Genomic DNA, 12178 nt, shown 5'->3' on the forward strand with positions numbered 1-12178 from the left:
CCTCTTCTTTCATTCTAAAGCTCATCGAAGTCTTCGTCTAACAAATGCATGTACAAAAAAGAGCCTCGCTGAACGAGACTCTCAATTGGCCATCCGTTTTCGTCTTTTCACGAACGAAAAGGCGATGAATAAGACATAGAACGGGATGGCGATGAACCAAAATGTCGGCCATTCTTTCCAACGTGCGAACATCATATACGTCACATAGACGAGACTGATGGTAATGATGAACGAGTGACGTGGCAATGGTACATCTTTAAAACTCGGGATGCGAACACGGCTGACCATCAACAAGGCGAGCCCTGTGAAGAAAATCGGTGTCAACAGTTCACTGACGCGGTCACCGAACGTTGTGATGACAGCGAGAAGTCCCCCGGCGGCCGTGATCGGGACACCAGAGAAGTAACTCGCTGCAACGTTTGTCGCTGATAAATTGAAGCGAGCCAGGCGATAGGCACCGAATAGCGGGAAAAGTGCCGCAAAAAACAATCCATAATTGCCGTAATCAATAAAGAAGGTGTAATAAGCGAGCATCGCCGGTGCGACCCCGAACGTGACGATGTCAGCGAGTGAGTCCAATTCTTTCCCAAAATCGCCAGCGACCCCGAGCATACGGGCGAGGCGCCCGTCTAAACTGTCGAGCATCATCGCGATGATGATTAACAGTGTGGCGTTTGAGAAGTCACCACGTGCGGCGTAGACGATGGCGACGACACCACAAAATAAATTTCCGAACGTAAAGGAGTTTGGGACCCACGAACGGATACGTTCTTTCCACATAATTTTGCCCCCAGTAAGGTCATTGGCTGAACCAGTGCCCGTTTGTAAATTGCAGTAAATCTTCAGGTGTTAATTCGATTTGATAGCCGCGTTTTCCAGCAGAAATGGTGATTGTCTCTCTGTCTTGAGCTGCTTCGTGCAGATAGACAGGGAACGGCTTCTTCGCCCCAATCGGAGAGACTCCTCCTCGAATATAACCGGTCAATGTCTCGAGCTCTTTCATCGGGACGGTCGATGCTTTCTTCGCCCCCCAAGCTTTAGCGGCTGCTTTTAAATCGATGTCACGCTCTCCAGAGATGAGAAAGAAGGCATATTGCTTTTTCTCGTTCATGAGACAAATCGTTTTATACAGTTCGTCGAGCGGTTTATTCAATGTCATCGCCACATGTTTAGCTGAGACATCGGTGTCATCGACTTCATACGTATGATAGGTGAACGGAATCTTCTTCTGTTTCAGTTGCCGAGCGGCGTTTGTCAGTTGCATCTGACTCATCCTTTCGTGACCGACTCCTTTTAGAATAGCAAATCAACCAACTTCCCGGCAATTGAACTTCAAAAAACTTTTCAGTAAAGGAAGGAGTTTGAAGCAATGACGAAGAAATGAACAGTGATTCATTTTGAAGGGGGAATGGAAGTGGAGACGATTCAATTGACGACACACAATGGGGTAGGGTGGTTGAAACTGAACCGACCTGAAAAGCTAAACGCCTTGAACGAGACGTTGCTTCGTGAAATGAAAACGGCAATCGACACATTTGAACAGGACGACGCCGTTCGCGTCATCGTCCTTGTCGGTGAGGGACGAGCGTTCTCATCCGGACAAGATTTAACGATCGAGAGCGATGCGGACTATGGGGAATATTTAGAAGACGTGTATCATCCGCTCGTACGTGCACTTTTCTCAAGTCGTAAACCGCTCATCGCAGGGATTCACGGTGTCGTGGCTGGAGCAGGGCTCAGCTTGGCACTCGCGGCAGACGTTCGAATCGTTGCCAAGTCGACGAAGTTCAGCTCGGCGTTCATTAAAATCGGGTTGGTCGCGGATGCGGGCGGTCCATATCACCTGCGTCGACTCATGCGCGACGACCTTGCGTTAGATTGGCTCTGGAGTGGCAGTACGATTGACTCGGAGGCCGCGCGTTCATTCGGGCTCGTCACCGAGCTCGTGGAAGATGCGATGTATACGGAGCGATTGACTTCATATGCGGAGACACTCGCTGCGAAATCACCGGTCGCTGTTCAAGGGATGAAGGCGCTCATGCGAGCCGCTTCATTTGAGGATGGATTGAATGAAGAAATCGAATGGCAACGGAAGTGTGGGGACACGGACGTGCACCGCCAAGCGATGCAGGCATTCTTGATGAAATGAAAAAAGCGGCTGCGGCCGCTTTTTTACGTGGTTGATTTTGCTTCGAACTGGAAGCCTTTTTGTTGCCATGTCCCGTATTTCCAACGACGGAACGCGAAGAATCCGCGGAACCACTCATCGAGGGAGAAGGCGAGCCAAATCCCAAGGATGCCGAGTCCCATTTGAAGACCGAACAAGTAGCTGAACGCCACGGCGACGCCCCACATCGAGGCAATTCCGATCATGACCGGGAAGCGGACGTCCCCGACAGACTTCAATGACCCCATCAAGACGATGTTCATGGCGCGACCCGGCTCTAAAATGAGCGTCGCCCATAAGATTGGCACACCGACCGCGATGATGTCAGGGTTTGACGTGAAGAGACCGAGTAGCGATTCGCTGAACACCGCTAAACCGAGAGAGGCGACGAACGAAGCGAACATGGCAATCTTCAAGGTCTTGACGGCACGATGATAGGCTTCTTTAAAACGTTTCCCTCCAATATCCCGTGCGATCAAAAGCTGGGTCCCTTGCGCGACGGCGACGGTGAACAAGAAGGCAAGCATCGACAAGTTCATCACGTACACCCGAGCAGCGAGGGAAGCCTCGCCCATCGTCGCGATAAATCCAGTGATGATAATTTGGGATGCCTGATACGACAAGTTCTCCCCGGCAGAAGGAACACCGATTTGAAGGAGTGACTGGATGTCGTCTTTCTTCGGACGAATCACTTCTTTTAACGGGAAGCGGATCATGAGCTTCCGTTTGACGAGCCAGAACAAGAGAACCATAGCGGCGAATCGTGCGATCACGATGGCCCAAGCGACACCGGCAACGCCTGTGACCGGAAGGCCAAACCAGCCGGTAACGGCAAAAATGGCACCGATGGCGGTGATGATATCAATCAGAAGCGTCGCGAGCATGGCGTGTTTCGTCATCCCGTGACTCCGGAGGATCGAACTGAGCGCCATGATGAGTGCTTCGGTGAATAACGACAAGCCGACGATTTGCAGGAACAACAACCCGTGTGCAAACAGTTCGTCCGATAGACCGAACAGGCGTAAGAACGTTTCGCCGAACAAGAAGATGACGCCGACCATGATCGCACCGAGCCACATGTTCAAACTGACGGCGGAGCGGGCGAAGTCACGACTCTTCTTCATGCGCCCAGCCCCGATGGCCTGACCGATCAAAATGGTCGCCCCGACAGACGTCACACTAAAGACGATCAAGAACACGTTTAAGATTTGGTTGGCAACCCCGACGGCTGAGGCGGCGGCGTCTGAGTAGTGAGCGAGCATCAATGTGGCGATGATCCCGGTTCCCATATGGAGGGCAAGTTCGATGAAAATCGGCCACGACAGTTTGAACAGGGTGAGCTGTTCCGTTTGTTTCGTCTGCATGTAGTGTATTCTCCCTTTTCTCTATAATTCTTTCTGTTAACTATTTGTTTTATAAAAATGTCAAAGGTCATCTTACTCCTTATGAAATGAAAAAGAAAGGGGTTTGCTAAATTATTTTCAACAAAAAAATCACCCGAAGAAATCAGGTGATTTTCGAATTTATTTCAATTTCAGAATAGCAGCACTAAATGGCGCCAGTTCGATTTCGAGTGAGTCGAGGTCGCGGTCATGCAAGAGGTCCGTGGCTGCTCCTGTATAACCGAGCGGATTCAGTTTCGAAGCAGAGTCTGAGTTGTTGAAGTAAACCAAGTATGTCTCATCTTTCGTACACCGCTCGATGATGACCGCATTGTTCGCATCGTCGACCAGGTTGAAGCGATACGAGCCGGCATTTGCGAGCACAGGGTGGTCCTTACGAAGCTGGATGAGCTTTTGGATGTAGCGGAAGAGGTTACGGTCTTCTTCGGCTTCATCCCATGGCATACAGCGACGGCAACCCGGGTCTTGTTCGCCTTCAAGTCCGATTTCGTCCCCGTAGTAAATACATGGGCTACCTGTATAAGTCAGCATCGACGTCATCAAGAGTTTGAACTTGCCTTTATGTCCTTTCGCCCGTGTCAACGCACGAGGTGTATCGTGCGAATCGATCAAGTTGAAGGTGACTTCGTTGACGTTCATCGTGTTCATCATCTCGACACGCGTCAGCTCGTTACGGAACTCCGAAGCGGTCGTCCGGTCGAGGGCGAAGTAGTTCAAGCTCGCATTCGTGAACGGGTAGTTCATGACGGCATCGAACTGGTCACCTTGTAACCAAGGCTGTGCGTCGTGCCAAATCTCCCCGAGGATGTAGGCTTCCGGGTTCGCATTTTTGACCGCCGTGCGGAAGTCACGCCAAAACGCATGGTCGACTTCGTTAGCGACGTCAAGACGCCACCCGTCGATACCGAATTCTTCGACCCAGTAACGGGCAACATCTAATAAGTAGGCTTTTAACTCTGGATGCTCTGTATTGATCTTCGGCATGTTCTTTTCGAATGCGAAGGTGTCGTAGTTCGGCTTCGGCTCTGTCGCAATCGGGAACTCGCGAAGATAGAACCAATCGCGATACTCAGAAGATGGCCCGTTCTCGACGACGTCTTGGAACCATGGGTGATGATATCCGACATGGTTGAAGACCGCGTCGAGCATGACTTTGATGCCGTTCTCGTGCAAGAGATCGACCATCTCTTTAAATTTCTCTTTCGTCCCGAACTGCGGATCGATTTCCATATAGTCGAGCGTATCGTACTTATGGTTCGTCGTCGCTTTAAAGATCGGGCAGAAGTAGATGCCGGTGATCCCAAGTTCGACTAAATGATCGATATGGTCGATCACTCCTTGGAAGTCGCCACCGAAGAAGTTTGTCGTCGTCGGCTCTGTCGAGTTCCATGGGAGCGTCTCTTCAGGATTGAGTGAAGCATCGCCATTGGCGAAACGGTCCGGGAAGATTTGATACCAGACCGTATCCTTCACCCAGGACGGTGCATGGAAGATATCGATCGGGTTGATGAATGGGACACAGAAGTAGTAGCCCGTATCATCGAGCGGCTTCTCCTCGAACCATCCTTTTTCAGTGTAGACGGCCGTCTCTTGTCCATCATTCAAACGGAAACCGTAACGTAGACGTCGGAACGGCGGTTTGATAGCGATGAACCAATAGTCATAGGCGTCGTCAAACCCGATCTTCTCCATTGGAGTCTCGTATGTACGCCAGTAGCTCGGCTTGTCCGGATCGAAGTTCCACATGGCTGGGTCTTCAGCGTGCCAATCATATGGGTCGTTCCAAATCAAATCGACCGACTCGATATCGCCTCGCTTCGTATGGAAACGAATATGGATCGTCTCACGATCATATTTGTAGACGAACGGGGACATGGCACGATGATAAATCGCTTCTTTCATCATAAGGAAAACATTCCTTTCTTTATAGGGGATGACATCATTTTACAACATCGGGAATCCATGAGAACAGATGTTGCGAAAACGTTTGCTCAAGCAAAGGTTAATAAAGCGTTTACATTTTGTCAATTGCTGAAACGCATAAAAAGTGAAGATTTAAGAACAAACATTTGAAAATTACATAAATGGGTCAACAGACGTAAAAAAAGTGTAAAAAAAGACTTGTAAAACGCTTTCACAACTGTATAATAAAAATTGAGGTGAGGATGCAAACGTTTTCACTACCATGTCAATTTCGTAGCGGAGTTTTAAAATTGACGTGGTCGTGCGATTGCGCAAATCTGACCATACTATTTCCTTGGGGAGGTTTTTCATCATGAAGATGAAAAAAATGGTAGCAGGACTTTCAACAGCAGTATTCGCATTCGGTGCACTTGCTGCATGTGGTGGCGGAACGGACAACGGATCTTCTAACGAAGGTGGTTCTTCAAGCGAGAACAAACCTGAAAAGATCGTCGTCTGGGAAGACATCGAAAAGTCTGAAACAACGAAAGAAGTTGCGAAGGCGTTCGAAGAAGAGCATGGCGTAAAAGTTGAAGTTGTCGAAGTACAGATGACAGACCAAAAAGACAAGCTTGCGCTTGACGGTCCAGCTGGAAAAGGTCCAGACATCGTGCTCGTACCACACGACCAGATCGGTACAATCGCAGACCAAGGTCACTTGGCTCCAATCGCTGACGAAGGATCGCTTGACGCGTTCACAGACGCTGCGAAATCAGCTGTCATGTACGATGGTCAAGCTTACGGATATCCAAAATCAGTTGAGACACCAATTCTCATGTACAACAAAGACTTGATGGCTGAAGCTCCAGCATCTATGGACGACCTTTACAAGTTATCAAACGATGTGAAAGCTGACGGGCAGTACGGATTCCTCGCACTTTGGGATAACTTCTACTTCGCACATGGTGTTGTCGCTGGATTCGGCGGATACGTGTTCAAAGAAGACGGTGGCGCACTCGACCCAGCGGATATCGGTTTGAACAACGAAGGCGCAGTTGAAGGATTCGAATACATCGGTAAATGGTACGAAGAAGGCCTCTTCCCTAAAGGGTTGATCGGTGAGTCTGGTGGCCAAGCGATGGACCAACTCTTCACTGAGAAGAAAGCTCATTCAGTCATGAACGGACCATGGGCTGTGGCTGGTTACACAGATGCAGGCGTGAACCTCGGAGCGGCTCCAATGCCAACACTTCCGAACGGTGAGCCAATCAAGACGTTCATGGGTGTGAAAACATATGCCCTTTCAGCTTACACAGAAAACCAAGAGTGGGCTGAAATGTTCCTTCAAGAGTTGACGAATGAAGAAAACGCATTGGCAATGTTTGAAGCATACAACGAGATCCCGCCAGTAGCAGCACTCGAGTCGAACGAGACAATCACGTCGAACGAAGTTGCGAAAGCGGTATTCGACCAAGCAACAAACGCAATCCCAATGCCGAACATTCCTGAAATGGGACAAGTTTGGGAGCCAATGGCACAAGCACTTCAGCTTGTAGCAACTGGTAAACAAGATGCACAAAAATCTGCAGACGATGCAGTGAAAGTCATCGAACAACAAATCCAAGCGAACAACCAATAAGGAATTGAGATGAAGGGGTACGTCACATGGCGTTCCCCATCATTTTCTAGCATTGAGCAAACGTTTGCTTGATTGATTTGCTCAAATCGAAAGGAGAAACTGAGGATGGCTGCAATTGCGAACCCTAAATCACCGGACCAACGCCCGGACAAGCCTACAAACCATGCTCGGAACGCGGGACTACTTTCCATCATTCCGGGACTCGGACAGTTATACAACAAACAATACGCGAAGGCGGTAGCGTTCTTTATCGTCGTCGTATCTTATTTTGCCGTAAACTATGATCTATTTTTCAAAGGGGCGGGCGCCGGACCAGGTGACCGTGGAGGACTTTGGGGATTGATCACGCTTGGTGAAGTGCCAGGACCTCGTAACGACCACTCCATCTTCTTGATGGTCGAGGGGATTGTCGCGTTAATTTTACTTTTCTTCGGAATCGCGTTCTATGTTTGGAACATTCGTGACGCCTATCGTGTCGGTCGCGCTCGTGATCAGCATCTAAACCTTCCATCGTTCCAAATGCAACTTCGCAACTTGCGTGACCATGGATTCCCATACTTAATGTTAATCCCATCACTCATTTTGTTAGTGTTTACCGTTATTCTTCCATTGATTTTTACGTTCTTGATCGCCTTTACGAACTATCGCTACAACAACGCACCACCAGCGAAACTCGTCGAATGGGTCGGATTCGAGAACTTTACACGTATTTTTGAAATCGATATTTTCCGTGACACGTTCGTCGGCGTACTCGGCTGGACGCTTGTTTGGACGGTCGCTTCAACGACAGGTGTCATCGCAATCGGGATCTTCCTTGCGGTACTCTTGAACCAAGAAGGACTTCGCTTCCGTCGTTTGTTCCGTTCGATCTTGATTCTTTCATGGGCGGTCCCAGCATTCATCACGATCTTGATCTTCCGCTCGATGTTCAACGAATCGTTCGGGGTGTTCAATACGACAATCTTGCCGGCACTCGGTCTTGACCCGGTCAACTGGATGACCGACCCGACAGCGACACGTACGGCACTCGTTCTCATTCAATGGTGGCTCGGCTTCCCGTTCATCATGACGCTCATGACGGGTGTGCTTCAGTCGATTCCTGGTGACTTGTATGAAGCGGCGACGATTGACGGAGCGACAATCTTTGACAAGTTCCGCTTGATCACATTGCCAATGCTCTTGTTCGCGACAGCACCGATCTTGATCACGCAGTTCACGTTCAACTTCAACAACTTCAACATCATCTATCTCTTTAATGGCGGTGGCCCTGCTGTACCTGGACAAACGGCCGGCGGTACCGACATCTTAATTTCTTGGATTTACAAATTGTCTCTCGGTGCCAACCCGCAATACGGACTTGCGGCTGCGATCACACTCATCCTGTCATTCTTCATCATGACACTTGCCGTGATCCAGTTCCGTCGGACAAAATCTTTCAAAGACGAGGATATGATCTGATATGAAAAAACAAAAACGAATCAATTTGGCGATCTCGTATGTCATCTTGACGCTTGCGTCGATCATCATTCTCTATCCGATGCTTTGGGTTGTCGGTACATCGTTCAACCCGGGGCGTACGATTACGTCAACGATTATTCCGTCGAACCCGACGTTTATTCACTACAAAAACTTGTTTGACCTAACGATTTCGGATTATAGTTTATGGTATGTGAACACGTTGAAAATCGCTTTCATCACGATGGCACTCTCTGTCGTCTTGGTGACGATTACCGGATACGTCTTCTCACGTTACCGCTTCGTCGGACGGAAGAACTCGCTCGTCTTGTTCCTCGTCCTTCAGATGGTGCCACAGTTCGTTGCGATCATCGCGATTTATGTATTGCTCAACATGCTCAACCTTCTTGACACACATACAGCGCTCATCTTGCTCTATGCGGGTGGTGCGATTCCGATGAACACGTACTTGGCGAAAGGGTACTTCGACACGATTCCGAAAGAACTTGACGAAGCAGCCCGCATGGATGGTGCCGGTCACCTCCGAATCTTCTGGCAAATCATCTTGCCGCTCGCGAAGCCGATTGTCGCAACGATTGCTCTCTTTAACTTCATGGGACCATTCAACGACTTTATCTTGGCATCGCTCGTCCTTCGTTCACCAGAGAAACAAACGTTGGCAGTTGGCCTTTACAACATGATTTCGAAACAGTTCGATAATAACTTCACGTTATTCGCGGCAGGTGCGGTTCTTTCGGCCCTTCCAATCGTTATCTTGTTCTTCATGTTCCAACGCTACTTCGTTTCTGGCCTCACAGCGGGTGGTACGAAAGGATAATACTCGTAAAAGGAGGAAGCGATATGAGGCGAGGCGTCGTGCTCGTGCTCCTGTCGCTTCTTTTGTTTCCGACCGTCGTCGGGGCAAAGGAAGCCGCTACTTGGGAACAAGAACGCATGTACTTTATTATGGTCGACCGATTTGTTGACGGGAATCCGGACAACAATGAACAGGTGGACAAAGATGATCCGAAAGCGTTTCACGGAGGCGATATCCGTGGGGTCATCGAGAAGCTCGATTATATCGAATCACTCGGCTTCACATCGATTTGGTTGACACCCGTTTTTGAAAATATGCCGGACGGCTATCACGGGTATTGGATTAAAGATTTTTATAACATCGACCCACAGTTTGGGACGAAAGAGGATTTACAGGAACTCGTTCAGGAAGCGCACAAGCGCGACATGAAAGTCATTCTCGACTTCGTCGTCAACCATGTCGGTCCGAACCACCCGTGGGTTAAAGAAAAGCCGGAATGGTTCCATGAACAGTTACCGATTGTATTTTGGAAAGACCAGGAGCAAGTCGAGACGCACTGGTTGTTCGACTTACCTGACTTCAAAACAGAGGATCCGGAAGTCAAATCGTATTTGATTGACGCGGCGAAGTACTGGATCGAAGAGACAGACATCGACGGCTATCGCCTCGATACGGTTCGTCACGTCGATAAAGCGTTCTGGAAAGACTTTGTCGAAGGTGTGCGGTCGGTCGACCCAGACTTTTACTTACTCGCCGAAGTGTTCGACCCAGACCCGCAATACGTCGCGCAATATGACGATCTCGGGTTCAACAGCATCACAAACTTTACGTTTTATGACCGGGTGTCGAAAACGATGACGCAACAGCAAGCGAACGTCGATGAGATTGACGTTGCCGCAAGCTATGCCGAAACGTTCTTCAACGACCCGAACCAGATGGCGACGTTCCTCGATAATCACGATGTCGAACGCTTCATGCATATGGCGGAACTCGGCGGTGTGGAATCAGCGGAACGACGATTACGCCTCGGGTTGTTCGCGCTTTATGCGTCACCTGGTATGCCGATCGTCTTCCAAGGAACAGAAAATGCGCAGACCGGTGGAACCGACCCGGCGAACCGTGTCATGACGGAATTCCCGGGAAATGAAGAGTTGCACGAATACGTCGCGACGATGAACCGCATGCGGGAAGAATATCCGGTCTTTGCGACAGGAGAGCAGCGCATGATCGCCTCAGAAGACGGGATGGCCGTCTTCGAACGGAAAGACGGAGATGACGTCGCGCTCTATGCGATCAACATGAATCGTGACGATCGGGAGATTGAGATTGATGTCAGTGAAATCGGGGAAGATACGAGACTTCGTGGTCTTTTATTCTCACAACTGGTCACAGATCAGCGCGGAACGTTTACAATTGAACTGTCTGGTGAAAGTGCGAACGCTTACATCGTTGAGGAATCTTCGGTCAATCCGTGGATGATGGGCTTGCTCGTCGTTACGATTCCGATTTTCTTGACTGGTTTGGTCATGTGGAAGCGCCGCAAATAAAGACATGAAACGCCGCAAGGCACGAATCGAACTCACGGAAGCAGGGGGAACACCATGCAAATCACAATCAAAGATGTGGCGAAGCACGCGAACGTCGCGCCGTCGACAGTCTCTCGCGTCATCGCCAACAGCCCAAGAATCAGTCAAAAGACAAAAGAACGGGTTAGAAGTTCCATGGAAGAGCTCGGGTATCATCCGAACATTCATGCGAGAAGTCTCGCTAACCGCTCGACGCAGTCGATTGGTCTCGTCATGCCGAGCGCGGCAACAAAGACGCTTCAAAACCCGTTCTTCCCGGAAGTGCTACGAGGAATTAGCACGAAGGCGCACCAGAATGGATACTCGCTTTATATGACGACCGGCGTGACAGAAGAAGAAGTTTTGTCCGGTGTGATCGAGATGGTACAAGGACGCCGTGTCGACGGTGTCATCGTTCTTTATTCACGTGAAGACGACCAAGTCGTCCAATACTTACGTCAAACGAAGTTTCCGTTCGTCGTGGTCGGTAAGCCGTTCGGGGACGCTTCTTCCATCACTTACGTCGATACGGACAACTATTTGGCTGGTCGTGAAGTGACGAAACACCTTTATAACTTAGGTCATCGTCGCATCGCCTTCATCGGGGGATCGGATAAACTCGCCGTCACACAAGATCGTCGGAACGGGTACGCGACGGCCCTCATGGAAGCAGGCATCCCGGTATGCGAAGATTACATCGCCCGGGCTGAATTCATGACGAAGGGCGGCGCGAAGGCCGTGCGTGAACTGTTACAAAATGAGGAACCACCGACAGCCGTCGTTGTCAGTGACGATATGATGGCACTCGGCGTCATCAGCACATTAAGCGAGATGGGGCTCAAAATCCCAGAGGACGTCGCGGTCGTCAGTTTCAATAACGTGTATATCGCGGAACACTCGAACCCGCCACTCACGTCGGTCGAAATTAACATCTTCGGTCTCGGTTTCGAGGCGACGAACTGTTTGATCGAACAAATCAGTGATAACGCTCCACCTTATGGGAAACGCGTCATCGTTCCGCACTATTTAGTCGTTCGACAATCATGTGGTCAGAAAAAGAAAACAGAAGTCGTCGATTAAACGAAATTCTTCCGCATCCTGTGGAAGAATTTTTTTGTACAAAAATTAGACGCATACAATAGTAGAATAATCAATCGGTCAAAAGTCATAATATTACATAAAGATTACAAATGTGAAAACAGTGCTTGAAAAGAAAGCGTGGGGGAACAT

The 12178-nt window shown here is 49.4% G+C and carries 10 protein-coding genes; 6 read left to right on the forward strand and 4 right to left on the reverse strand.

What is annotated here, in order from left to right; all coding sequences use genetic code 11:
• Nucleotides 1-81: 81 nt before the first annotated feature.
• Nucleotides 82-780, reverse strand: a complete 699-nt coding sequence (pssA, locus tag KNO73_RS00430) for a CDP-diacylglycerol--serine O-phosphatidyltransferase (protein WP_074037646.1) — start codon at nucleotides 778-780, stop codon at nucleotides 82-84.
• A gap of 19 nt (nucleotides 781-799) precedes the next feature.
• Nucleotides 800-1264, reverse strand: coding sequence for a Cys-tRNA(Pro) deacylase (ybaK, locus tag KNO73_RS00435; protein ID WP_159561895.1), 465 nt, complete (start codon nucleotides 1262-1264; stop codon nucleotides 800-802).
• A 123-nt stretch (nucleotides 1265-1387) separates the two neighbouring features.
• Here ybaK and KNO73_RS00440 point away from each other — a divergent pair, with 123 nt between their 5' ends.
• Nucleotides 1388-2149, forward strand: coding sequence for an enoyl-CoA hydratase/isomerase family protein (locus KNO73_RS00440; protein WP_214689328.1), 762 nt, complete (start codon nucleotides 1388-1390; stop codon nucleotides 2147-2149).
• A 23-nt stretch (nucleotides 2150-2172) separates the two neighbouring features.
• Here KNO73_RS00440 and KNO73_RS00445 read toward each other — a convergent pair whose 3' ends face one another.
• Both KNO73_RS00445 and KNO73_RS00450 read right to left on the reverse strand, forming a co-directional pair.
• Complete coding sequence (locus KNO73_RS00445) at nucleotides 2173-3531, reverse strand: MATE family efflux transporter (RefSeq protein WP_215111901.1); 1359 nt, start codon at nucleotides 3529-3531, stop codon at nucleotides 2173-2175.
• Between the two features lie 159 nt (nucleotides 3532-3690).
• Nucleotides 3691-5475 carry a glycoside hydrolase family 13 protein gene (locus KNO73_RS00450; RefSeq protein ID WP_078146450.1) on the reverse strand — a complete coding sequence of 595 codons (1785 nt, stop codon included), beginning with the start codon at nucleotides 5473-5475 and terminating at the stop codon, nucleotides 3691-3693.
• A 370-nt stretch (nucleotides 5476-5845) separates the two neighbouring features.
• Between KNO73_RS00450 and KNO73_RS00455 the strand changes: the two genes are divergently transcribed.
• From KNO73_RS00455 to KNO73_RS00475, 5 genes are all read left to right on the forward strand, one after another.
• Complete coding sequence (locus tag KNO73_RS00455) at nucleotides 5846-7111, forward strand: extracellular solute-binding protein (protein ID WP_078146451.1); 1266 nt, start codon at nucleotides 5846-5848, stop codon at nucleotides 7109-7111.
• A gap of 105 nt (nucleotides 7112-7216) precedes the next feature.
• On the forward strand, nucleotides 7217-8569 hold the full coding sequence (locus tag KNO73_RS00460) for a sugar ABC transporter permease (protein ID WP_015880983.1): 1353 nt from the start codon (nucleotides 7217-7219) through the stop codon (nucleotides 8567-8569).
• Nucleotide 8570: 1 nt separating this feature from the next.
• Entirely contained in the window at nucleotides 8571-9404 is an 834-nt protein-coding gene (locus KNO73_RS00465; RefSeq protein ID WP_015880984.1) for a sugar ABC transporter permease, read from the forward strand.
• A gap of 23 nt (nucleotides 9405-9427) precedes the next feature.
• Nucleotides 9428-10930, forward strand: coding sequence for an alpha-amylase family glycosyl hydrolase (locus KNO73_RS00470; protein ID WP_214689326.1), 1503 nt, complete (start codon nucleotides 9428-9430; stop codon nucleotides 10928-10930).
• A 54-nt stretch (nucleotides 10931-10984) separates the two neighbouring features.
• A complete protein-coding gene (locus KNO73_RS00475) occupies nucleotides 10985-12028 on the forward strand; it encodes a LacI family DNA-binding transcriptional regulator (protein ID WP_078146452.1) in 1044 nt (347 codons plus the stop codon).
• Nucleotides 12029-12178: the final 150 nt, after the last annotated feature.

The organism is Exiguobacterium sp. s83 (assembly GCF_018617095.1).
GTDB lineage: Bacteria > Bacillota > Bacilli > Exiguobacteriales > Exiguobacteriaceae > Exiguobacterium > Exiguobacterium profundum.